Source organism: Pseudomonas sp. P1.8 (assembly GCF_001269805.1).
In the GTDB taxonomy this organism is placed as follows: domain Bacteria; phylum Pseudomonadota; class Gammaproteobacteria; order Pseudomonadales; family Pseudomonadaceae; genus Aquipseudomonas.
Map to the genome: position 1 here is coordinate 92,450 of NZ_LHVM01000008.1, position 24,253 is coordinate 116,702.

The 24,253-nt window shown below is 59.7% G+C and carries 16 protein-coding genes and 1 pseudogene; 10 read left to right on the plus strand and 7 right to left on the minus strand.

Going from position 1 to position 24,253, the window contains the following annotated elements:
- Window positions 1-208: 208 nt before the first annotated feature.
- A pseudogene (locus AD668_RS28625) lies at window positions 209-466 on the plus strand (type VI secretion system tip protein VgrG); the annotation flags it as partial.
- A 331-nt stretch (window positions 467-797) separates the two neighbouring features.
- Here AD668_RS28625 and AD668_RS28630 read toward each other — a convergent pair.
- The 5 genes from AD668_RS28630 to AD668_RS07235 form a co-directional block, all read right to left on the minus strand.
- Entirely contained in the window at window positions 798-1,544 is a 747-nt protein-coding gene (locus tag AD668_RS28630; protein WP_256220585.1) for an SUMF1/EgtB/PvdO family nonheme iron enzyme, read from the minus strand.
- A gap of 423 nt (window positions 1,545-1,967) precedes the next feature.
- Window positions 1,968-2,909 carry a LysR family transcriptional regulator gene (locus tag AD668_RS07220; RefSeq protein ID WP_053156270.1) on the minus strand — a complete coding sequence of 314 codons (942 nt, stop codon included), beginning with the start codon at window positions 2,907-2,909 and terminating at the stop codon, window positions 1,968-1,970.
- A 69-nt stretch (window positions 2,910-2,978) separates the two neighbouring features.
- On the minus strand, window positions 2,979-4,508 hold the full coding sequence (locus AD668_RS07225; RefSeq protein WP_053156273.1) for a tripartite tricarboxylate transporter permease: 1,530 nt from the start codon (window positions 4,506-4,508) through the stop codon (window positions 2,979-2,981).
- Entirely contained in the window at window positions 4,505-5,038 is a 534-nt protein-coding gene (locus tag AD668_RS07230) for a tripartite tricarboxylate transporter TctB family protein (protein ID WP_053156276.1), read from the minus strand. Before AD668_RS07230 ends, AD668_RS07225 begins: the two co-directional genes overlap by 4 nt.
- A gap of 51 nt (window positions 5,039-5,089) precedes the next feature.
- Window positions 5,090-6,103, minus strand: coding sequence for a tripartite tricarboxylate transporter substrate binding protein (locus AD668_RS07235; protein WP_053156279.1), 1,014 nt, complete (start codon window positions 6,101-6,103; stop codon window positions 5,090-5,092).
- Window positions 6,104-6,552: 449 nt separating this feature from the next.
- Here AD668_RS07235 and AD668_RS07240 point away from each other — a divergent pair, with 449 nt between their 5' ends.
- The 6 genes from AD668_RS07240 to AD668_RS07265 all read left to right on the plus strand — a co-directional run bounded on the left by AD668_RS07240 (window position 6,553) and on the right by AD668_RS07265 (window position 14,101).
- Window positions 6,553-7,890: an MFS transporter gene (locus tag AD668_RS07240; protein WP_053156282.1), complete on the plus strand. Its 1,338-nt coding sequence runs from the start codon at window positions 6,553-6,555 to the stop codon at window positions 7,888-7,890.
- The gene (locus AD668_RS07245) at window positions 7,883-8,854 is read left to right on the plus strand and encodes an amidohydrolase (protein ID WP_082344433.1); all 972 of its coding nucleotides are present in this window, start codon (window positions 7,883-7,885) and stop codon (window positions 8,852-8,854) included. The genes AD668_RS07240 and AD668_RS07245 overlap by 8 nt, the downstream gene beginning before the upstream one ends.
- Window positions 8,851-9,855: a 4-hydroxythreonine-4-phosphate dehydrogenase PdxA gene (locus AD668_RS07250; RefSeq protein ID WP_053156286.1), complete on the plus strand. Its 1,005-nt coding sequence runs from the start codon at window positions 8,851-8,853 to the stop codon at window positions 9,853-9,855. Before AD668_RS07245 ends, AD668_RS07250 begins: the two co-directional genes overlap by 4 nt.
- A gap of 320 nt (window positions 9,856-10,175) precedes the next feature.
- Window positions 10,176-11,351 (plus strand): L-rhamnonate dehydratase, encoded by a 1,176-nt coding sequence (locus AD668_RS07255; protein ID WP_053156289.1) that lies wholly within the window; start codon window positions 10,176-10,178, stop codon window positions 11,349-11,351.
- 52 nt (window positions 11,352-11,403) lie between these two features.
- Entirely contained in the window at window positions 11,404-12,399 is a 996-nt protein-coding gene (gene araD1, locus AD668_RS07260; protein ID WP_053156292.1) for an AraD1 family protein, read from the plus strand.
- A 121-nt stretch (window positions 12,400-12,520) separates the two neighbouring features.
- Window positions 12,521-14,101: an aldehyde dehydrogenase (NADP(+)) gene (locus AD668_RS07265; RefSeq protein WP_053156295.1), complete on the plus strand. Its 1,581-nt coding sequence runs from the start codon at window positions 12,521-12,523 to the stop codon at window positions 14,099-14,101.
- Window positions 14,102-14,205: 104 nt separating this feature from the next.
- On the opposite strand, the gene AD668_RS07270 is transcribed toward AD668_RS07265, so the two are convergent.
- On the minus strand, window positions 14,206-15,114 hold the full coding sequence (locus AD668_RS07270) for a DMT family transporter (protein ID WP_053156300.1): 909 nt from the start codon (window positions 15,112-15,114) through the stop codon (window positions 14,206-14,208).
- Between the two features lie 159 nt (window positions 15,115-15,273).
- On the opposite strand from AD668_RS07270, the gene aceK reads away from it, so the two are divergent.
- The 3 genes from aceK to AD668_RS07285 all read left to right on the plus strand — a co-directional run bounded on the left by aceK (window position 15,274) and on the right by AD668_RS07285 (window position 22,514).
- Complete coding sequence (gene aceK, locus AD668_RS07275) at window positions 15,274-16,992, plus strand: bifunctional isocitrate dehydrogenase kinase/phosphatase (protein ID WP_053156305.1); 1,719 nt, start codon at window positions 15,274-15,276, stop codon at window positions 16,990-16,992.
- 169 nt (window positions 16,993-17,161) lie between these two features.
- Window positions 17,162-21,073, plus strand: a complete 3,912-nt coding sequence (hrpA, locus tag AD668_RS07280; protein ID WP_053156308.1) for an ATP-dependent RNA helicase HrpA — start codon at window positions 17,162-17,164, stop codon at window positions 21,071-21,073.
- 319 nt (window positions 21,074-21,392) lie between these two features.
- Complete coding sequence (locus AD668_RS07285; RefSeq protein ID WP_053156312.1) at window positions 21,393-22,514, plus strand: beta-ketoacyl-ACP synthase III; 1,122 nt, start codon at window positions 21,393-21,395, stop codon at window positions 22,512-22,514.
- A gap of 229 nt (window positions 22,515-22,743) precedes the next feature.
- Here the strand turns inward: AD668_RS07285 and AD668_RS07290 are convergent, their stop codons facing one another.
- Window positions 22,744-24,066 (minus strand): putative porin, encoded by a 1,323-nt coding sequence (locus tag AD668_RS07290; RefSeq protein WP_053156315.1) that lies wholly within the window; start codon window positions 24,064-24,066, stop codon window positions 22,744-22,746.
- Window positions 24,067-24,253: the final 187 nt, after the last annotated feature.

Sequence of the window (24,253 nt, forward strand, 5' to 3'; positions counted from 1 at the left end):
AGCTGCCTGTTGTCGTGCTCACTGCCTGCCGTTTGCAGACATAACATTCTGTAGTGCCGGAAGGTTCGTGCGGCAAATCAGGAAGCTTCCTACATAAACTCTTTTTCCTCCTTGTTAGCGTGCTCGGCACTGTTTGCATGCAGACCACCGAGGGTTTGGATGCTGCGTTTCATTTCCTCTCTGCTTCTCTCAGCTTAAGGACAAGCCTATGTTCGCGCCGGCCAATACCGCGCATTTCGAACTGCTGATCCCTTCTGTGCGCAACGATTTCAAGGTCCTGGCGTTTGACGGTGTCGAAAGCATCAGCACCTTGTATGCGATCCGGGTGGAGTTGGTCAGCGAGTACCCGGATCTGGACCTGGAAAGCCTGCTCAGTCAGCCGGCCTTTCTCCGGTTCGGTCACAACGGCGAAGGCCTTCATGGGCGTATCGAAGAGGTGTCAGTCGGTGCGTCCGGCAAGCGCCTGTGTAGTGGTCTAATGAAACCGGAAACCATTGGCCCCATGGTTTCCCTGCTGACGGAAGGGGTTGTGGCAGGAGTGAGCGGAATGTTCATCGAAAAACAAGAGCAGGCGCTGGTTGTTCTGTTGTCCGAAGTGATGGCCTGGAAGCCGAGCAATGCCTGGCGCAAAGACGATGTACTGTTGGCTGCACACAACAGCGGCAGGTTTGATGGTTTGGCGTTGGCAGTGAGCAATAATGAGGACGCATACACAACGCCCTCATTGTTTCCGCTCTATAGCGGTTGATCGGACTGAATAGCACAGCGGAAGCCATCGCCTGCGAAATACCCATTTTTTATACGCTCATCAGCCAGCGTCGCACTGTACTCGCGCTGAATACTGGCTCTTCCGGATAGTTCGATCCTCTGCGAATCCGAAGTGTGCCTGTTTCGGGGCCGGTAGGATTTTCCACTGGTGAGTTACGGTAATAATTTTTTCCGTACCAATCATTCACCCAATCGGTGGCGTTTCCAGAGAGGTTGTAGATCCCAAGGGGGTTAGGAACAAAACTATCAACTGCGAAAGTACGACCAGATCCCGGATTGGGAAAGTTGCGCCCATAATTCAGGCTGCCATTGTCGGTGGGGAACATTACCCATTGACCACGATTACGTGCGGCATATTCCCATTGAGCCTCAGTGGGCAGATCCACGGGAAACCCACTTAGCCCCCCTAACCAACCGCAGTAGTCCTTGGCTTCCTGCCAGCTTTTTACTGGTGCAGGTAGATTAGGTGCAAAACGCTTGAACTTTAAATTTTCCCGCTCACGATATTCAGCGTCAAACAATGGTTTGCCTTGAGCAATAAAAAACAGATCGAAATCTCTCAGCGTCACTTGAAATTTCGAAAAGGAGTAACTGCTCAGCTTAACGAGATGAACGTAGTCGTCGTCAGCATCCCTGCTGATACGCCCCATCCGTTCCGGCTCCACACCGCAGGGCCAGTCACACATATTTGTTGGGTTATCATCGAACGGCCAACCAAAATCCCCCATTTGAAATTCACCTCCCTCGACAAACACCATGTTATCCAGTGATAGCACCACAGTGTTCAGCAGCTTGCCGCGAACTTCGGTGGGAAGTGCTGGGTGTTGTTGCTCAATGGTCGCGGCGATCTGGGCTACTTTGCCGGGCGAAAGGAAGCGGTAACGTTTGTGCCTGACATCCCGTGAGCAATAGAGTGAGACCTGTTAACAATACCTGTCTGGTCATGGACGGGTCCTTGCATGTATAGGCTTGGCTAGACTTGCAAGGTTATCATTGGTTGTTATTTCAGTATTAAGCATTAAAGGATGATTTTGCTGTTAGCTTGTTTTTCGGAAAAGTCCTACTTGAATATCGGAGTTATCTTATGAAGTTGTTGAAGTTTGTAAATATTCTTTAGTTATTGCTGTCTGATCATCCAACGGATCGAATGTGGATACCGGGAGAGTTTTTGGAAAGATACGGGGCGTAACCCGCGCTTCTTATGTGCTCAGCGTGTGCTCGGCCCGCACCGAATTCATGAACGCCTGCATCGCCGAAGACTGGATGCGATGTCGGCGGGTAATCAGCCCATACGGCGGCAGTCGCGCTTCGAATTTGATCGGCAACACCGCCAGCAGATCCCGGCCGGGGTAATCCTCGACCACTGAAACCGGCGTCACCCCGAGCATGTCGGTCTGTTGAATCAGCGACAGCAAGGTCATGATCGATGTGGTCTCGACGATGCTGCTCGGAATGTCGACGCGGGCGTTGTGAAACACCTGATTGATAATGGCGCGCATCGGACTTGGGTGTTGTTGCAGTACCCAGGTCATGTTCTGCAATTCAGCCCAGCTCAGTTGCGTGGCTTTCGCCAGTGGATGTTGTGCACCGGCAATCACGCACAAGGCTTCTTCGCCGAGACTGTCGAAAAGCAACTCTTCGGCGCGGGCACCTGCGGGAATCCGTCCCAACACGATGTCCAGTTGATCCTGCAACAGTGCCTGCACCAGCACGTCGCTGGTGTCGACCTGAATGCTCATGGACAAGCGCGGGTGGCTTTTCTTCAAGGTGGCGATGGTGCGGGTCAGCAGCCCCGAGGCCAATGCCGGAATGGCACCCACCGCGACCCGGCCCAGGTTGCCGGATTCGAGGGCGACCAGTTCTTCACGCATGCCGCTCAGTTCGGCGAAGACCATCCGCGCGTAGTAGATGACGGTTTCCCCGAACGGGGTAGAGCGCATGCCCCGGGGCAGGCGTTCGAACAATTCCACGCCGAGCAGATCCTCGGCTTCGTGGAGCATCTTGGTCGCCGCCGGTTGAGTCATGCCGATGTGGTCGGCAGCGCGGCGCAACGAACCGAATTCCTGCAACGCCAGCATCAGCCTCAGCTGGCGCAGACGAAGTCGACTATGGATGACATTGGCAACAGGAATTCGGGTCATGGGCCGCGCTCGCAAGAAAGTCTGCGGCAAGCCTGACAACAAATGTCAGGCGTTGCCAGCATTGCTGTGTCACAGCACCGATTTTGGCTTGGCGACGTGTGGTTTACGCAGGCCGATCAAGAGGCCCAAGGCCTTGGAAATCAGCGGCCAGAACAGCATCAGCAGGGCCGCCGTGGTCAGGCTGCCCACCAGCGGGTTGGACCAGAAAATCCCTAGGTGCCCGTCAGAAAACAGCATCGATTGACGGAATGCATCTTCGGCTTTGTCGCCCAAAACCGCAGCCAGCACCAACGGCGCAATCGGGTAGCCGAGCTTCTTGAACAGATAACCCAGCGCGCCGAAGCCCAGCATCAGCACCACGTCGAAAAACGAGTTGTGCACCGAGTACGCACCGATGGCGCAGACCATGATGATGATTGGCGCGATGATCGAGAACGGAATGCGCAGGATCGAAGCGAATAGTGGCACGGTGGCCAACACCACGATCAGGCTCACCACGTTGCCCAGGTACATGCTGGCGATCAGGCCCCAGACAAAATCATGTTGCTCGACGAACAGCGTAGGCCCGGGATGCAGCCCCCAGATCATCAAGCCGCCGAGCATGACCGCGGCGGTGGCCGAACCCGGAATGCCGAGGGTCAGCATTGGCAACAGAGCGCTGGTGCCCGCCGCGTGGTCGGCCGTCTCGGGTGCGATCACGCCTTCGATTTCGCCTTTGCCAAAGTTGTCGCGGTTCTTCGAGAAACGCCGTGCCAGGCTGTAGCTCATGAACGACGCAGCGGTTGGGCCGCCGGGGGTGATGCCCATCCAGCAACCGACCAGGGTGCTGCGCACGATCGTCCACCAGTAGCGCGGCAGTTTTGCCCAGGTGCGCAAGATCACCATCGGTGTAATACGTGCATGTTCGCCACGGAACACCAGACCTTCTTCGACGGTGCAGAGGATTTCGCCGATGCCGAACAGGCCGATCACCGCCACTTCAAAGCTGATGCCGGTCATCAGGGTCGGTTGGTCGAAGGTCAGGCGCAGGTTGCCTGACACGGTGTCCATGCCGACAGCCGCCATGGCGAAACCGATCATCATCGCCACCACAGTTTTCAGCGGCGGGTTCTTGCTCATGCCGATGAAGGTGCAGAAAGCCAACAGGTACACCGCGAAGAACTCCGGCGAACTGAAAGACATGGCGAACGCGGCGATCTTGGTCGACAGGAACGTCAGCAGCAGCACCCCGCACAATGCGCCGATCAGTGCCGAACTGAATGCGGCGGTCAATGCCTCGGCGGCGCGACCTTCGCGGGCCATCGGGTAACCGTCGAAGGTGGTCGCCACCGATGAGGGCTCGCCGGGAATGTTGAACAGAATCGAGGTGATCGAGCCGCCAAACAGCGCGCCCCAATACATGCACGACAGCAAAATGATCGCCGACACTGGCGACATGGTGAACGTCAGCGGTAGCAAAAGCGCCACGCCATTGGGGGCGCCGAGGCCGGGCAGGACGCCGACCAGAATGCCCAGCAGTACGCCGATCACCATCAAGCCGATGTGGCCTGGGGTGAGGATCAGGTTCATGCCTTGCAGCAGGGAGTCGAACTCGCTCATTTGAAGTTTCTCCCGGCCAGGGCAATCCAGTCGCCCATCGGGCCGGCATCCAGCGGCACCTTGAACCACAACGCGAAAATCAGGTAACTGGCGAGCACCGCGCCGAGCGATACGCTGCCAATCATCCACTTGCCGTACGGCTTGACGCGAACCTTGTCACGCCACATGAACCAGGCGATGAAACACGCCGAGGCCACGTAGATGCCGGTGAACGGCATGGCGGCGACGAACAGTGCAATCGGCACGAACACCGACAACACTTGCCGGAATGCGTCGCGACTGACGAAAGCCACGCTCATGGCCTGCCAGCGCACCAGCGTCAGTACGGCGTTGCCCACGCTCGCGGCGCTCAGCAACAGGCCGATATAGAAGGGGAAGTAACCCGGCTCGGGGCCGGCATCACCCCAGCCGATGCCTTGTTCAACACTGCCGAACATCACCACGGCGCCGATCAGGGTGGTGAACAGCGTCAGGCCGAGTTCGACCCAGCGGGTGCCGACCAGTGCCGGTGAATCCGAAGAATGGGACATGAAATACCTCCAGCAGGAGACGCTCGCCCGCAGGCGAGCGGCCGCGACAACTTAGTTTTTCAGCCAGCCGGCTTCTTTGAACACCGGGGTGACGCGGGCGGTGTCTTTTTCGATGTAGGCGGTCAGTGGTTCGCCTTCAAGGAAGGTCGGCACCAGTGCGTTCTGTTTCACGTAGGCCTTGAACTCAGGCGTTTCGGTGACTTTGCGCATCAACTCGACATAAAACGCCCGTTGTTCGGCGCTGATGTCGCCGGGCATGAACACGGTGCGCGGGAAGCGATATTGGTCGATGCCCAGGCCTTGTTCATGGCAGGTCGGTACATCGGCCCAGGATTTGTCGCCGGCGACTTTTTCGGTGTAGCTCATGCGTTCTTTACTGAACACACAGAGCGGCTCGATCTGGTCTCCGCGCCATTGACTGATGCTTTCGCTAGGGTTGTTGACGTTGGCGGCGATGTGTTTGCCGGCCAGTTGCGTTGCGGCTTCGCTACCGCTCTTGAATGGGATGTACACCAGTTTGGCGTTGTTGGTCTGGTTGAGCAGCAGGGTCAGGGTCTGGTCGACGTCCTTGGACTGGCTGCCGCCCATGCGCAGGTTGGAGGGATCGGTCTTGACCGCTTCGTAGAAACTTTTTGCATCCTTCCACGGCGCGCCTTTATAGCTCCAGAGGATGAAGTCGTCCTCGGCCACGGCGGCAATCGGCGTCAGTTCCTGCCATTGGTAACCGAGCTTGGAGACCAGCGGCAACAGGTAGATGTTGTTGGTGCCGATCACCAGTTTTTCCGCGTCGCCCTTGTTCATTTTCATGTCGAGGAAGGCTTCGGCGCCATTGCCGCCACCCTTGTTGAGGACGATGGTATTGACGTCGAGCAGCTTGTGCGTGGTGATGATCGACTGGATCAGCCGACCGAGCTGGTCTGTGCCGCCACCTGGGCCACCGGCGACAACGATTTCGACGTTCTTGTCCGGTTGCCAGGCGTGAGCCAGAGCAGGAAGGGCGCCGGCGGCGACCAGTGTGCAACCAAGAAACAGACGGGATGTGCGACGGACGAATGCATTTCGCATGATGGAAGGGCCTCGTTTTTGTAGTTGTTATGAGTAGTGACTTGTCTACGTTCGAAAGCTGCAAGCCTGGCCTGAGTGTGTGAAGGTCCTGGCGTGGCGTCTAGTCAAAACAATACATACACCGATAGCCTGGGGTTATAGGAGTGGGAGCGAGCCTGCTCCTACAAGGATCTGAGTTGAAAGGTCATTGAAAGCACGGCATGACATAACCCGTGGCTATCACCTGATTTCAAGTTTTGATTAGACGGTTATCAGTGAGCCTTCGATAGTGTTCAACAACGCCGCAGCATACGCGGCACAACGCCAATCCTGTAGGAGCCGGCTTGCTGGCGATAGCGGTGTGTCAGGCGCGCCATCAATGTTGATTGATGCGCCGCCATCGCCAGCAAGCCGGCTCCTACAGATCGACGTTTGCATCTGCACAACAATAATAAAACGAGGTACGCACCATGGCTCGATCCAGTGCTTCCCTGAGCCTGCCCGACGCAAGTGTCCAGACGCAGGCCGCTGCTCCCGCGCAAGCCAGTGCCAAAGCCAGCGGTGTACGCTGGAAGATCTTCGCGATCATCTTCGCCCTGACCATGGTCAACCTGATTGACCGGGTATCGCTGTCCATCGCCATGCCGACCATCGCCCACGAATTCTCCCTGTCGCCGAGCCTGCAAGGGCTGATCCTCAGCAGCTTTTTCTGGGCGTACGCGTTGTTGCAGATTCCCGGCGGTTGGCTGATCGATCGCTTCGGCCCGCATCGGGTCATCAGCTGGTCAACCGGGTTGTGGGGCACCTTTCAGGTATTGGCAGCGTTTGCTACCGGCGGCTTGTCGCTATTGTTTGCGCGGGTGGCGCTGGGCGCGGCGGAAGCGCCGTTGTTCCCCTCGGGCGGCAAGCTGATTTCTTTGTGGCTGGCCCCGAGCGAACGCAGTCGCGGCGCCGTGTTGATGGACAGCGGCAGTCCATTGGGCGTGGCGCTGGGCGGGTTGATCATTGCGTACCTGATCGCGTCGCTGGACTCCTGGCGCCTGGCCTTTGTGATCGCCGGGATTGCCACGTTGGTGCTGGCCTGGGTGGCGCGGCGTTACCTGCGCGATGACCCGGCCTGTCATCCGCAGGTCAATGAAGCGGAGCTGGAAAAAATCAATGTCGGACGTGCAACCCCTGCCGCCGAAGCGGCGCGGGTGCCGGTCAAGGGGCTGGGCATCGCCGCCCGTTCCCTGAGTGGTTTGCTGATCGGACGGGCCAGTTGGGCGATGGTGTATTTCGGTCTGCTGACCTGGGGGCCGAGCTATCTGGCCCAGGCTCGCGGCTTCGATATCAAGGGCATTGGCGCCGCGACGTTTGTGATCTTCATCTGCGGTGCGCTGGGTTCGTTGACCGGTGGTTTCCTGTGCGACGGTTTGATCCGCAAAGGTGTCAGCCGAGGTGTCGCGGTCAAAAGTCTGCTGGCGTTTTCCGGGCTGGTCGCTCTGGGTGCGTTCCTGATGCTGCCGACCCTGACCAATCCCTACGCGGCGGTGGCGTTGTTGGCCATGACCGCATTTTTCCTGATGTGGGGCAGTCTCTACTGGAGCTTCCCGGCGCTGCTGGCAGCCCCGGCGCGAGTCGGTTTGATCGGCGGCGTCATGAACATGGCCGGCAGCACCGGCGGCATCGCGGTGCCGATTCTGGTGGGGGTGATTCTGCAAGCGGCCGGTGGTTTTGCCCCGGTGCTCGGGTTCTTCGCGGCGTGTTCGGCAGTGTTTGTGCTGGCGACGTTGTTCATCAGCCTCGACGAGGTGCGTCATGACTGAGCTCTTACTGAAAAAAGCCTGGAACGGCCCGATCATCGACGCCCATCATCACTTCTGGGACCCCACCGTCAACGACCATCCGTGGCTCGCGCCCGAGGCCAACATCCCGTTTCGCTACGGCGATTACACCGCGATCAAACGCCGATATTTTCCCGAGGATTATTTCGCCGATGCAGGTCCGCACAACATCGTGCAAACGGTGTACGTCGAGACCGAATGGAACCCTGAAGACCCGATTGGCGAAACCCGTTTCATCGAGCAACTCGCCGCTCGCTACGGCGTGCCGAATGCGGTCGTCGCGCAAGCCTGGCTCGATCATCCGGACGCCATCGATGTGCTCACCGAGCAGGCGCGCTTCAAGCATGTGCGCAGCGTGCGTCACAAACCGGGCGGGCCGGCCGCGGCGTCGCAAGTGGGTCACATGCGCAGTCTGATGAGCGACGAGCACTGGCGCCGCAGCTACGCCGCACTGGAAGGCCTGGGCCTGCACTTCGATTTGCAGACGCCTTGGTGGAACCTGCACGAGGCCGAACGCCTGGCCCGGGATTTCCCTGGCATCACGCTGATTCTCAACCACGCCGGGTTGCCCAATGACCGCAGCGCCGAAGGCCTGGCCGCCTGGCGCCTGGCAATGGCGCGGCTGGCCCAGTGGCCGAACGTCGTGGTGAAAATTTCTGGCCTGGGGCAGGGCGGCCAGCGGTGGCGCGCCAAGGACAATGCCTGGATCGTGCGCGAAGTCATCGCCATGTTCGGCAGCCACCGGGCGATGTTCGCCAGCAACTTTCCGGTCGACAGCCTGTGCGGCTCGTTCGACGACATCTACAGCGGTTTCAAATCCATCGTCGCCGATCTGCCCTGGGCTGATCAGGAGCGACTGTTCTACAGCAACGCGCAGCGTGTTTATCGCTGCGAGCCTTGCGCCATTGACCGGGCGCAGCCTGAACCCTTGAGGAGTGAAGCATGAAAAAATCCACCATCGCGATGGTCCTGGGTGACCCTGCGGGCATCGGTCCGGAATTGATCGCACGCCTGCTCGGCGAGTCCGACGTGCGCCGCAAGGCCAACGTGATCCTGATCGCCGACGAAGCGGAAATGCGTCGCGGCATGCGCATCGCCGGGCTGGAATTTCCATATCGACGCGTGGAGTCGCTGGAGCAAATTTCCTTTGTTGATGACACGCCACTGCTCTACGACTTTCGCGGCGACACGGTCGGTGAGTTCCCGCGCAGTGAAGCCAGCGTGGTTGGCGGTCGCTATAGCCTCGATACCCTGGAAGTCGCCCTGCGCCTGACCGAGGCCGGCACGACCGACGCGGTGCTGTTCGGGCCGTTGAACAAGACTTCGCTGCACATGGCCGGCATGGCGCACAGCGATGAGTTGCACTGGTTTGCCGAGCTGCTGGATTTCCACGGGCCGTTCTGTGAATTCAATGTGCTCGACAATCTGTGGACTTCACGGGTGACGTCCCATGTGGCCTTGAAGGATGTGCCGGGGTTGCTCAGCGAAAAGCGGGTGATCGAAGCGATCCAGTTGATCGACACCGCGCTCAAGCGCAACGGACTGGAAAAACCGCGCATCGGCGTGTGTGGGTTGAACCCGCATAACGGCGATAACGGCTCGTTCGGCCGCGAAGAACTGGACATCATCGGCCCGGCCGTGCGCTCGGCACAGACGTTGGGGATTGAGGCGCAAGGGCCGTATCCGGCGGATACGATTTTCCTCAAGGTCCAGGGCGATGCCAGCGCCTTCGACGCGGTCGTCACGATGTATCACGACCAGGGCCAGATCGCGATCAAGCTGATGGGTTTCTCTCGCGGCGTGACGGTGCAGGGCGGTTTGCCGATCCCGATCACCACTCCGGCCCACGGCACGGCGTTTGATATCGCGGGGCAGGGCAAGGCGAATGTTGGTGCGATTCGCCAGGCGTTCGAGATTGCTTGCCGGATGGGTGGCAACCGCTACTGACTTTCAGACCCACGAAACCCCTTGTAGGAGCTGGCTTGCCAGCGATGACGGCCTGACAGACACCCTTGAAGTGACTGTCGGGCCGCTATCGCTGGCAAGCCAGCTCCTACAGTTTTAGGTATTGCCCCGATAACTCGATCTACGGGATAACTGCTTTTTGCGATCACCCCTGGTTATCGCCGGATACGCATAAGTGATTATCCGCAGCCCCCGGGCGCTGGCTAAAGTCGGCCCATCGAATGCCAAAGCCCATCCATCCAGAGGCTCTGCGCACACGACCAACAATGACAAGAAAGCCGGCAGCCCAAGGAACTGTATTCATGAAAATCAAAGCGATCCGTACCCGAGTTTTCGAGTGGAAAGGCAAAGTCGTCCCCCCTCAAGCGCACTTCTGCACCAACGCCAGCGACATCCTGTTCGAGCGCGGCGACGCCATGGGCTCGTTCCGTTTCCACGGCTGGCTGGTGGTGGAAGTCGAGACCGACACCGGTCTTGTCGGCATCGGTAACTGCGCCCTGGCGCCGCGTGTGGCCAAGGAAATCATCGACACCTATCTGGCGCCGATCGCAATTGGCGAAGATCCGTTCGACAACGAATACATCTGGCAGAAAATGTACCGCCAGAGCCATGCCTGGGGCCGCAAAGGCATCGGCATGGCCGCAATCTCGGCCATCGACATTGCCATCTGGGACATCATGGGCAAGGCGGTGAACAAACCGGTGTTCAAGCTGCTCGGCGGGCGCACCAAGGAAAAGATCTGGACCTACGCGTCCAAGCTCTACGCCAACGACAACCTCGACCTGTTCCTCGAAGAAGCCCAGGGCTACCTGAGCCAGGGTTTCACCGCGTTGAAAATGCGCTTCGGTTACGGCCCCAAAGACGGCCCGGCGGGCATGCGCCGCAACATCGAACAGGTGCGTGTCTTGCGTGAACTGGCCGGCCCGGACGTTGACATCATGCTCGAATGCTACATGGGCTGGACCCTGGAATATGCCCGCCGCATGCTGCCGAAACTGGCCGAATTCGAACCGCGCTGGCTCGAAGAACCGGTGATCGCCGACGACATCGAAGGCTACATCGAACTGAAGAAAATGGGGATCATGCCGATCTCCGGCGGCGAGCACGAATTCACCTCCTACGGCTTCAAGGACCTGCTGGAACGCCGCGCCGTCGACGTCATCCAGTACGACACCAACCGCGTCGGCGGCATCACCGCTGCGCGCAAGATCAACGCCATGGCGGAGGCCTGGTCGGTGCCAGTCATTCCCCACGCCGGGCAGATGCACAACTACCACCTGACCATGTCCACCACCGCTTCGCCGATGGCCGAGTTCTTTCCGGTATTCGACGTCGAGGTCGGCAACGAACTCTTCTACTACGTGTTCAAGGGCGAGCCGCAACCGGTCAACGGCTACATCCAGCTCGATGACAACAAACCGGGCCTTGGCCTGGAAATCTCCGATGAATACCTGAGCGATTTCAACATCATCGAATGACCTTCAGGCGCCGCTTTCGGGCGGCGCCCGGCTGACTTGTCGGAGGCACAACATGCACCTGATTCAATTTGAAAACACTGACGGCGAGCGTCAGGTCGGGCTGGTCGCCGGGGCGCAGATTCTGGTGGTGCGCGACACACGCAGCACCCGAGAACTGGCGTTGGCGGCGATTCGCGGCCAACGCAATCTGCAGGAAGAAGTGGCCTTGCGCGGCACCGAACCCGGCCCGGATTACGCGACGCTGTTGCAGCAACGCAAGGTCCTGCCACCGCTGGATCACGAAGACCCGGCCCATTGCCTGATCAGCGGCACCGGCCTGACGCATCTGGGCAGCGCCGCCACCCGGGACAAAATGCACCAGCACGACGGCGAAGTCGAAGCCGGCATGACCGACACCATGCGCATGTTCAAGTGGGGCCTGGAGGGCGGCAAGCCACAAGCGGGGCAGGTCGGCGCGCAGCCGGAATGGTTTTACAAAGGCGATGGCAGCATTGTCGTGCGCCCCGGTGCGGACTTCCCCGTGCCGCCGTTTGCCGAGGACGCTGGTGAGGAGCCGGAGCTGACCGGCCTCTATGTGATTGGCGACGATGGCCAGCCGTATCGCGTCGGTTATGCGCTGGGTAACGAGTTCTCCGACCATGTGATGGAGCGGCGCAATTACCTGTACCTCGCCCATTCCAAGCTGCGCAGCTGTTCCTACGGTCCGGAGCTGCGTGTCGGCGAGTTACCCAGGCATCTGGTCGGCACCAGCCGGATCAAGCGCAACGGCAAAACGATCTGGGAGAAAGAGTTTCTCAGCGGCGAAGACAACATGTGCCACAGTCTGGCCAACCTCGAGTTTCACCACTTCAAATATGCGCAGTTTTTGCGCCCCGGCGATGTCCATGTGCATTACTTCGGCACCGCCACCCTGTCGTTTGCCGACGGGGTGAAAACCCAGCCGGGGGATCGCTTTCAGATCAGCCTCGACGCGTTCGGTGCGCCGCTGGTCAACGGCATCGGCGAGAGCGCTCAGCCGTTGGCCATCGGCCAGGTGCGCACACTCTGACCCTGTAGGAGCCGGCTTGCTGGCGATAGCGGCGCATCAATCAACATTGATAGCGCCTGACACACCGCTATCGCCAGCAAGCCGGCTCCTACAGGTCTGCAATCGACCAAGGAATTTCGACATGACCACGTTACTCGGACACAACTACATCGGCGGTCGCCGCAGTGGCAATGGTACGACGCAATTGCAAAGCCTCGATGCAACGACTGGCGAACCGCTCCCCGGATTCTTCTTTCAGGCATCCGAAGCCGAGGTGAATGCCGCTGCCGACGCCGCCTCGGCGGCGTATCCGATCTACCGCAACCTCAGCGCGGAAAAACGGGCCACCTTCCTTGATGCCATTGCCGATGAAATCGATGCGCTGGGCGATGACTTTGTCGCCACCGTGTGCCGTGAAACGGCGCTGCCGGCCGGACGAATTCAGGGCGAGCGGGGGCGCACCAGCGGCCAGTTGCGTTTGTTCGCCAAGGTGTTGCGGCGCGGGGATTTCTACGGGGCTCGCATCGATCGGGCATTGCCCGATCGCCAGCCGTTGCCGCGTCCGGATCTGCGCCAATACCGCATCGCGCTTGGGCCGGTGGCGGTGTTCGGTGCAAGCAACTTTCCGCTGGCATTCTCCACCGCCGGTGGCGATACCGCTTCGGCACTGGCTGCCGGTTGCCCGGTGGTGTTCAAGGCTCACAGCGGGCATATGGCGACGGCCGAGTGGGTGGCAGACGCAATCATTCGCGCCGCCGAGCGCACGCAAATGCCGGCAGGCGTGTTCAACATGATCTACGGAGGAGGTGTCGGCGAGTGGCTGGTCAAGCACCCGGCGATTCAGGCCGTGGGCTTCACCGGTTCGCTCAAGGGCGGCAATGCTCTGAGCCACATGGCCGCGAACCGACCGCAGCCGATCCCGGTGTTTGCCGAGATGTCGAGTATCAACCCGGTGTTCCTATTGCCCGATGCGTTGGCCCGGCGCGGTGAACAGATCGCGGCACAACTGGCCGGTTCGGTGACGATGGGGTGCGGTCAGTTCTGCACCAACCCCGGCCTGGTGATTGGTTTGCGTTCGGCGCAATTCAGCACCTTCCTGGAAACGTTTTGCGCGAGCATGAACCAGCAACCGCCACAAACCATGCTCAACGCTGGAACACTGGCCAGCTACAACCGAGGCCTGGGGGCGCTGCACGAACATCCTGGGCTGACCCATTTGGCAGGTAAGCCACAACACGGAAATCTGGCGCAGCCGCAGGTGTTCAAGGCCGATGTCAGCCTGTTGCTCAAGGGCGATGAATTGTTGCAGGAAGAGGTGTTCGGGCCGACCACCCTCGTCATCGAAGTCGAGGGTCGGGCGCAACTTGCGGCGGCGTTGCGGGGATTGCGCGGGCAATTGACGGCAACGCTGATCGGCGAGGCCGATGAGTTACTGGAGTACCGCTGGCTGGCTGAATTGCTGCAGGAAAAGGTCGGGCGAATTCTGCTCAACGGTTATCCGACCGGGGTCGAAGTCTGCGAGGCCATGGTGCATGGCGGACCGTATCCGGCGACCTCGGATTCGCGTGGCACGTCGGTTGGCACGCTGGCGATTGATCGTTTCCTGCGGCCGGTGTGTTTTCAGAATTATCCAGATGCGTTGTTGCCCGAGGCGTTACAGGACAGCAATCCGCTGGGGATTCGGCGGTTGGTGGATGGGGAGGTCACTCATTCAGCTTTGTAGTGCCTGAGCCGACGCTATCGCTAGCAAGCCAGCTCCTACAGGGTTATACGCGTCCTTGTAGGAGCTGGCTTGCCGGCGATGGCGTCATCAGCAACACCACCGAATTACTTGGCATTTATCTGAGCCACCTTTACCGCCGTCGGCTTCAACACCATCCACAACGCCAGCGCAATCAACATCCCGCCATACACATGGGCCATCGACAACGGCTCATCAAGAAACAACCCGCCCCACAACACACCGAACAGCGGGATCAAAAAGGTCGTGGTCATCGATTTCACCGGACCAATCGAAGTCAGCAGACGGAAGTAGATAATGTAGGCAAACGCCGTGCAGCCCAGCCCCAAGCCCAGCAACGATAGCCACACGCTCCAGCCACCCCAGCTCGCGGGTGGTTGGCTGATCACGCTGTAGCCGAACAGCGGCAGCAGAAACAACGTCGCCCCGAGCATGCTGCCCAGCGCCGACAAACGGCTGTCCAGACCACCGGCCTGATCGAGCCAGCGGCGGGCCAGAAACCCGGCGAATCCGTAGCATGTAGTCGCAAGCAGGCAGGCGACGGCCCCCATCAGCAGTTCCATATCGAACGCCACCGGACCGGCCCGGGTCAGCACGCCCACGCCGAACAACCCCAGGAACACGCCGCCAAGTTTGGCGCCGGTGAGCCGTTCATGGAAAAACAGCCCGCCGATCAGCACGCCCATCAAGGGTGTCGTGGCATTGAAAATCGACGAGTAACCCGCTGGCAGCACCTGTGCGGCTACCGAATACAGAGTCGCCGGAATCCCGGAGTTGATCACCCCGAGCAGCATCACAGTCTTGAGTTTGCCCTTGAAATCCCAACTGATGCGCATCAGTCCAAGAATCACCAGCAATCCGGCAGCGGCGATCGATACCCGGAAAAAAGCGGTGGGAATGCTGCCAATCACCGGGGCGATGATGCGCATAAAAAGAAAACTCGCACCCCAAATGGCCGCCAGGGACAGTAAACGGAATGTATCGACGGGGCTCACAGCGCGTTCCTTCCTTGATGAAGGGGCGAAAGTGTTGCTGAGTGTGTGATCGATGGCAACCGAAAACCGCGCGTTTAATTCGCCCGGAAAATTACGCTTCTCCTGCACCCGGTTCACTGGCTAAGCTCAAGGCTTTCGAATTCCCGCAGAGGTCTCACCATGCCGCAGCAATGGCCAGCCGCCGATATCGCCCGCTTGATCCTCGATGGCTTTGACGATTACCGCGAGCATTTTCGCCAGATCACCGACGGCGCCCGGGCCCGTTTCGAACAGGCCAAGTGGCAGGAGACTCAATCGGCGTCAGCGGCGCGGATCAATCTGTACGAAGAAAAGGTCAGTGAAACGGTGGAGCGACTGCGCACCGCGTTTGATACCGACACCCTGGACGTCAGTTGCTGGCCGCTGGTAAAAAGCGCCTACATCAGCCTGATCGACCTGCGTTTCGACGATGAACTGTCCGAGACCTGGTACAACTCGATCTTCTGCGGGCTGTTCAGCCATGACCTGATCAGCGACGGCTGCATGTTCATCCACACTACCCGGCCGAGCCTGCGCCGGGCCCGCGCTGCGCAAACCCGCACCTATAAGCCTCATGGGCAATTGTCCGGCATGCTCGCGAGCATTTTTGCCGACTACCGCTTCAGCGAGGAATACGCCGACCTGCCCGGCGACCTCAAGCGCCTCGAAGCGCAGTTGCGCGAGAACCTTCCGGACTGGGTGTGCAAAGACCCGGAGCTGAGCGTCGAACTGTTTTCTTCCGTGCTCTACCGCAACAAGGGCGCGTACCTGGTGGGGCGCATCTACACCGCTGATGAGCAATGGCCGCTGGCGATTCCGCTGCTGCACCTCGAAGGTCGCGGCATCCAGATCGATGCGCTGATCACCGACGAGGCGGACGTGTCGATCATCTTCTCGTTCACCCGTTCGTACTTCATGGTCGATGTGCCGGTGCCTGCGGAGTTCATCGGCTTCCTCAAGCGCATTCTGCCGGGCAAGCACATCGCCGAGCTGTACACCTCGATTGGCTTCTACAAGCACGGCAAGTCCGAGTTCTACCGGGCATTGATCAATCACCTGGCCAGTACCGACGACCAGTTCATCATGGCCCCCGGCGTGCGCGGCATGGTCATGAGCGTGTTCACCCTGCCGGGGTTCAACACCGTGTTCAAAATCATCAAGGACCGTTTTTCGCCGTCGAAAAACGTGGACCGTGCCACGGTGATCGAGAAGTATCGCCTGGTGAAAAGCGTCGACCGCGTCGGACGCATGGCCGATACCCAGGAGTTCGCCGATTTCCGTTTCCCGCTAAGCAAATTCGACCCGGCGTGCCTGGAAGAACTGCTGGAAGTCGCGCCGTCCACGGTCTCGGTGGAAGGCGACACGGTGCTGATCCGCCACTGCTGGACCGAGCGACGCATGACCCCGCTGAACCTGTACCTGGAAAACGCCAACGAGGCGCAAGTACGCGAGGCGCTCGAAGATTACGGTCTGGCGATCAAACAACTGGCGGCAGCGAACATTTTCCCCGGCGACATGCTGCTGAAGAACTTCGGCGTCACCCGCCACGGCCGGGTGGTGTTTTATGACTACGACGAGATCTGCTTCCTGACCGAAGCCAACTTCCGCCATATCCCGCAGCCGCGGACCCCGGAAGACGAAATGGCGTCCGAGCCGTGGTATTCGATCGGTCCGCTGGATGTATTTCCCGAGGAGTTTCCGCCGTTTCTGTTTGCCGATTTCGGCCAGCGCAGGTTGTTCGATCAACTGCATGGCGAGTTGTACAACGCCGATTACTGGAAAAGCCTGCAGGAGGCGATTCGGGGGGGGAAGGTGATTGATGTGTTTCCGTATCGGCGCAAGGGCCACGATACCGAATAACCCCACCCCCCCTGTAGGAGCCGGCTTGCCGGCGAAGGCAATCCTGAGCCTTGCATCGTCAGTGCGGACGCCTTCGCCAGCAAGCCGGCTCCTACAAGGGATCTCGTTCGTCCTTCAAATCTGCGACAATCGGCACCCTGCGCCACTAGACGACTGAATTGCGTACCCGATGACCGACGAATCGCCCTCCATCGACAAACTGCTGAAAAACCTCGATCACGCCATGCTCGCCGACCGCCACCGGCTGCGGCGGCAGTTGCTTGAGCTGCGCAAGAAACCCGACGAGGCCAAGCTGGCCCAGTGGGTGGCGCGGATGCAGGCGTCCTGCGATCAGGTGCTGGCGCGCAAGGCTAGCCTGCCGGTAATCCGTTACGACGACAGCCTGCCCATCGCCGCCAAGCGCGACGAAATCAAGAAGGCGCTGGAAAAGCATCAGGTGCTGATCATCGCTGGCGAAACCGGCTCGGGTAAAACCACCCAGTTGCCGAAGATCTGCCTGGAAATCGGTCGCGGTCAACACGGCCTGATCGGCCACACCCAGCCGCGCCGGATTGCTGCGCGCAGCGTAGCCAGTCGCGTAGCCGAAGAATTGGGCACGCCATTGGGCGCCTTGGTCGGCTATCAGGTGCGGTTCGAGGATCAGAGCGATTCCAACACCCTGATCAAACTGATGACCGACGGCATTCTGCTGGCAGAAACCCAGAACGACCGCTACCTGGAACGCTACGACACGATCATCGTCGACGAAGCCCACGAACGCAGCCTCAATATCGACTTTCTGCTCGGCTACCTGAAAACCCTGTTGCCGCGTCGCCCGGACCTGAAAGTCATCATCACCTCGGCAACCATCGACCTGGAGCGGTTCTCCAGGCACTTCGACGATGCGCCGATTGTCGAGGTGTCTGGCCGCACCTTCCCGGTGGACACCTGGTATCGACCGCTGACGCTTGAGCAGGACGAAGAGGGCAACCGCGTCGAGGACGACCTGACGGTGGATCAGGCGATCCTCGCCACCCTCGATGAAATCGCCGCGTTTGAGCGCAGCGAACGCCGCAGTCCCGGTGACGTGCTGGTGTTCCTGCCGGGCGAGCGTGAAATTCGTGACGCGGCAGACATGCTGCGCAAGGCCCAGCTCAAGCACACCGAGATTCTGCCGTTGTACGCTCGACTGTCGCCGGCCGAGCAACAACGGATTTTCCAGTCCCACCCTGGGCGTCGCGTGGTGCTGGCGACCAACGTCGCGGAAACCTCGCTGACCGTGCCGGGCATCCGTTACGTGATCGACAGCGGCACCGCACGCATCAGTCGCTACAGCTACCGCGCCAAGGTCCAGCGCCTGCCCATCGAAGCGGTTTCACAAGCCAGCGCCAACCAGCGTAAGGGGCGCTGCGGACGGGTCGAACCGGGTATCTGCATCCGCCTCTACAGCGAAGAAGATTTCCTCGGGCGTCCGGAATTTACCGACCCGGAAATCCTGCGTACCAACCTCGCCGCCGTTATTTTGCAGATGCTGCACCTGCGCCTCGGCGAGGTCACTGCGTTTCCGTTCATCGAACCGCCGGATGGCAAGGCGATCAGCGACGGTTACAACCTGCTGCAGGAGCTCTCGGCAGTGGACCGCAACAGCCAGCTTACCCCGCTCGGTCGTCAGTTGGCGCGGCTGCCGGTGGACCCGCGCATGGGGCGCATGCTGATTGAAGCGGCCAGGCTCGGCAGCTTGCAGGAAGTGCTGATCGTCGCCAGCGCCATGTCGATCCAGGACCCGCGCGAGCGACCGCCGGAACGCCAGCAAGCGGCGGATCAAGCCCATGCTCAATGGAAAGACACAGATTCGGATTTCGCCGGACTGGTCAATCTGTGGCGTGGTTTTGAAGAACAGCGCCAGGCGCTGACGGCCAGTCCATTGCGCAATTGGTGCCGCAAGAATTTCCTCAATTACCTGCGCTTGCGTGAATGGCGTGACTCCCATCGCCAGTTGAGCCTGATCTGCCGCGACATGCAGTTGAGCCTCAATAAAGAGCCGGCGGATTACCCGAAACTGCACAAAGCGGTATTGGTGGGCCTGCTCAGCCAGATCGGCCAGAAAACTGAAGATGGCGATTACCTCGGTGCGCGTCAGCGGCGCTTCTGGATTCATCCGTCGTCGGGCATCGGCAAGAAGCGCCCGCAGTGGCTGATGACCGCCGAACTGGTGGAAACCACCAAGCTCTACGCACGTATGGTGGCGAAGATCGATGCCGACTGGATCGAACCGCTGGCCGGGCACCTGATCAAGAAAAACCACTTCGAGCCGCATTGGGAGAAGAAGCGCGGCCAGGTGGTTGCGTTCGAGCAGATCACCCTGTTCGGCTTGATCGTGGTCGGTCGTCGTCCCGTGCACTACGGCCCGGTCGACCCGGGGGTGTCCCGCGAGTTGTTTATTCGTGAAGCGCTGGTGCGTGGCGAAATTCAGTCCCGTGCCAAGTGTCTGACCGCCAACAAGCAACTGCTGGAACAACTCGACGAGCTGGAAGCCAAGGCCCGTCGCCGCGACATTCTCGCCGACGAAGAAACCCTGTATGCCTTCTACGATGCAAGGCTTCCGGCGGAGATCCACCAGACCGCGACCTTCGACAGTTGGTACCGAATCAACAGCCAGAAAGACCCGCAGCTGCTGATCATGCGCGAAGAGGACGTACTGGCCCGCGAAGCCAGTGAAGTCACCGCCCAGCATTACCCGGACACCCTGCACATCGGCGATCTGGAATTGGCCTTGAGCTACCACTTCGAACCGAACCATCCACGTGACGGCGTGACCTTGCGCGTGCCGGCACCACTGTTGCCGATGCTGCCGCCGGAGCGCCTGGAATGGCTGGTGCCGGGTTTGATCGAAGCCAAGTGCATTGCCCTGGTGCGAAACCTGCCCAAAGCCCTGCGCAAGAATTTCGTGCCGGTACCCGATTTCGTCAAAGCGGCGTTGCAGCGCATGACCTTTGCCGAGGGCTCGCTGCCCCAGGCGTTGGGCCGTGAGCTGCTGCGCATGACCGGCGCTCGTGTCAGCGATGAAGCCTGGAGCGAAGCGGCGCAGCAGGTCGAAAGCCATCTGCGGATGAACCTGGAAATCGTCGATGCACAGGGCAAGTTCCTCGGCGAGGGCCGTGATCTGGCTGAACTGACGGCCCGCTTTGTCGAAGCCAGCCAGGCTGCTTTGGCGGTACCGCAAACCGCGAAAAGCCAGCAACCGGTCGAGCCGAAAGTGTTCGCTGCCGTGGCCGAGAAAACCCAGCAGAAGATTGCCGGGCTGTCGATGACGGTTTATCCGGCCTTGGTGGAAGAGGGCGGTACGGTCAAGGAAGGCCGCTTCTCGACGCCAGCCGAAGCCGAGTTCCAGCATCGTCGTGCGTTGCAACGCCTGCTGATGCAGCAACTGGCCGAGCCTGCCAAGTTCCTGCGTGGCAAGTTACCGGGCTTGACCGAATTGGGCCTGCTGTACCGCGACATGGGACGTGTCGATGCGTTGGTGGAAGACATTCTGCTGGCCAGCCTCGACAGCTGCATTCTTGAAGGTGAAGACCCATTACCCCGTGACGGCGCCGGTTTGGCATCGCTGGCCGAGCGCAAGCGTAGCGCCTGGACCGAGCACGCCGAACGCGTGGCGAAGCTGACGCTGGAAATCCTCAAGCTGTGGCACGGTCTGCAAAAACGCTTCAAAGGCAAGATCGACCTGGCGCAAGCCGTGGCCCTGAACGACATCAAACAACAACTCAGCCATCTGGTGTATCCGGGGTTTGTCCGGGAAACGCCGATGCAGTGGCTCAAGGAATTGCCGCGTTATCTCAAAGCCATCGAACAGCGCTTCGAAAAAATCGGTGCCCAGGTGCAGCGGGACAGGGTCTGGAGCGGCGAATTGTCCGGCCTGTGGACGCAATACCAGACCCGCGCCAACAAGCATGCCCAGGAAGGCAAGCGCGATCCGCAGTTGGAACTGTATCGCTGGTGGCTCGAGGAGTACCGGGTTTCATTGTTCGCCCAGCAGTTGGGGACCAAGGTCCCGATCTCCGACAAACGCCTGAGCAAGCAGTGGACCCAGGTCGAACCCTGACACGGCCCCCTGTAGGAGCCGGCTTGCTGGCGATGGCGTTCTTCAAGGCGCTTTCGCCAGCAAGCCGGCTCCTACAGGTTAGCCATCCCCATTCCGAAACGCCGTTTCAGGTCAAGTCATCTCGCAAATAGGGCGAAAACCCAAGGTTTATGGCAAACTTCGCGCCTATAAACGCCGGCCCCGCGGTTTTGAGCCTTCACGCTGCGGGCAGGCCGGAATAAAGCGATGCCAGGTTTGCCTCCCCGGATGGGAATAGACCCCTTGTGTGTTGGTACGTCGGTGCCAATGCTTTCTGCCTGAACAGATTAGAGACACGACCATGCATAACGTCGTCATCAGCGGCACCGGCCTGTACACCCCGGCCAGCAGCATCTCCAACGAAGAGCTGGTGCAGTCTTTCAATACCTATGTGGCGCAATTCAACACCGATAACGCCGACGCCATCGCACGTGGTGAAGTCCAGGCGTTGACCGAGTCCAGCGCAGCCTTCATCGAAAAAGCGTCCGGCATCAAGAGCCGCTTTGTCATGGACAAGGAAGGCATCCTCGACCCGCAGCGTATGGCACCGCGCCTGCCGGAGCGTTCCAACGACGAGTGGTCGGTCCTTTGCCAAATGGCCATCGGCGCTGCCGAGCAAGCCTTGCAACGTGCCGGCAAGACCGCGGCGGACATCGACGGCGTGATCGTCGCCTGCTCCAACCTGCAACGCGCTTATCCGGCGATTGCCATCGAAGTTCAGGAAGCGCTGGGCATTCAGGGCTTCGGCTTTGACATGAACGTGGCGTGCTCCTCGGCGACCTTCGGCATCCAGACCGCCGCCAACAGCGTGAAGCTGGGCCAGGCCCGGGCGATCCTGATGGTCAACCCTGAAGTTTGCACTGGTCACCTGAACTTCCGTGACCGCGACAGCCACTTCATCTTCGGCGATGCGGCCACTGCCGTGATCATCGAGCGTGCTGACCTTGCGACGTCCAAGCATCAGTTCGATATTGTCAGCACCAAGTTGCTGACCAAGTTCTCCAACAACATCCGCAACAACTTCGGCTTCCTCAACCGCGCGGCGGAAGAGGGCATCGGTGCCAAGGACAAATTGTTCGTGCAGGAAGGCCGCAAGGTGTTCAAGGAAGTCTGCCCAATGGTGGCCGAGCTGATCGCGGCGCATCTGGAAGAAAACCAGCTCAACATCAGTGACGTGAAGCGTTTCTGGCTGCACCAGGCCAACCTGAGCATGAATCACCTGATCGTCAGGAAACTGCTCGGCCGCGACGCCACCGAACAGGAAGCGCCGGTGATTCTCGACACCTACGCCAACACCAGCTCCGCAGGTTCGGTGATTGCGTTCCACAAGAACCAGGATGATCTGGCTGCCGGCTCGCTGGCGGTGCTCAGCTCGTTCGGCGCCGGATACTCGATTGGTAGCGTGTTGCTGCGCAAGCGCTGATCGTGTTGCTGTAACTAAAAAAGATCGCAGCCTGCGGCAGCTCCCACGGGATCGAGTTTATCGATCAAGGTAGGAGCTGCCGCAGGCTGCGATCTTTTTTGTATGTGGGTAAAGCCAAAAAACAAACAGCCCGGCGATGAAGTATCGGAGGATGATGGGGACCGATACATCAACACCAGGCTGTAAAAGGGGCTCAGGCATCCTTGCCGGAGGCGTGTAGCGGGGTGAATCAGAACTTCGCTTCAGCATCCAGTTGCAGGGTGTTGATGTCGGAGTCCTTGAGGGTCGCGTTGGTGTAGTCAGAGTTAGCCATGAAGTACGTCGCGCCCAGGGTGAAGTTCTTGTCCAGTTCGTAGCTTACTTTCAGCTTGCTGCCGCGTGATCCGGTGTAGCCGTTGGCAAAGTCGGAGTCGGTGAACGCGCCGACCACTGCGTTACGCTGCACGTCGCGGTAGTTGTAGTCCACGCCGAAGCCGTAGAACTTGGTCTTGACGCCAGCCAGCCAGCCCATGTCCTGATCGTTGCTGGCATCGTCGTTGTTGACGATCTGGCCGTACAGCGAGAGTGGCATTGGCAGACCACCGATTTCCAGCTGACCAAAACCTTCGTACAGCTTGAACTGCTCGCCCGGGCTGTTGCCGTTGACGGCCAGCGCGCACGGTGCGGTGACGCTGCCGGTGGTAGGGCAGGCGCTACTGTCATCGTTGTCGTAGGCGTAGATACTGCCGCCCAAGGTCATTTTCAGGTTGTCGGTAATGGCGAAGCGCGCACCCAACTGGCCAGCGTACAGACGCAAGTCGTGTTTGAACTGCACACCCTCACCATCAACGTTGTCCTTGAGGGTGTAGTGACCGGCGCTACCGAACAGTTCGGTGTTACCCAGTGGATATTTGTAAGTGACGGCCAGACCTTCCGGGTTGATGTCGCTGTCCCAGATGATGTCGCCCATGCTCACCCACGGCTGCAGCATCTTGCCGCCGATCAGGTGCAGGTTCTTGATGGCGTCGGGGTGGTAATCGACGTAGCCCAGGTCGAGCCAGATCTGCTTCTTGTCGAAGTAGTTGTTCAGGTCCTGGTTGGTCGAGCGCGCATCGTCGCTGCTACCGGTGGCGATACGAATACCGGTGTCGACTTGCGGGTTGATCTCGGTGAACGCACCCAGGCGGGCACGAATGCGCTGGCGATCCTGGTCTTTGTTGTTCGAAACGCCGTCGTTGTGCACGTTTTCCTGACGGAAACGCACGTCACCCTTGAATTGGGTCTTGGCGGCCCACGCCAGTTTCTGGTCGAAGGTGCTCAGGGCGTCGGTTTTCTTCGCGGTCGCGGCGATTTGCTCATTGGTCTCTTGTTGAGCCTGACGGGCAATTTGCTGATCTTTCTGGTCCCGGGCCAGTTCGGCCTGCAGTTCGCTGTACTGCGCGTTGGTAATCGAGCCGTTAGCCTTGAGCATGTCGAGCAGTTTGGCGTCGACTGCGGCGTTGGCCGAAACACTCATGGCCAGCATCAGGCTGCCACAGAGGGCCGCCGCAGTTTTCGTGGAAGCAAGACGCATATCAATCTCCGAAGATGAGAGTGGATGACTGAATCATCCAGGGCACAACCGACCATTGATGGACGGAAAACAGTGGCCGGGTTAGAACCCGACGCTCTAAAAACAGGCGCCAGTATCGCGATGGTTTATTACAAAGCAGTGGCAATGTGATGGCATGTCGATGACGATACGAAGTCATCGTGAACCC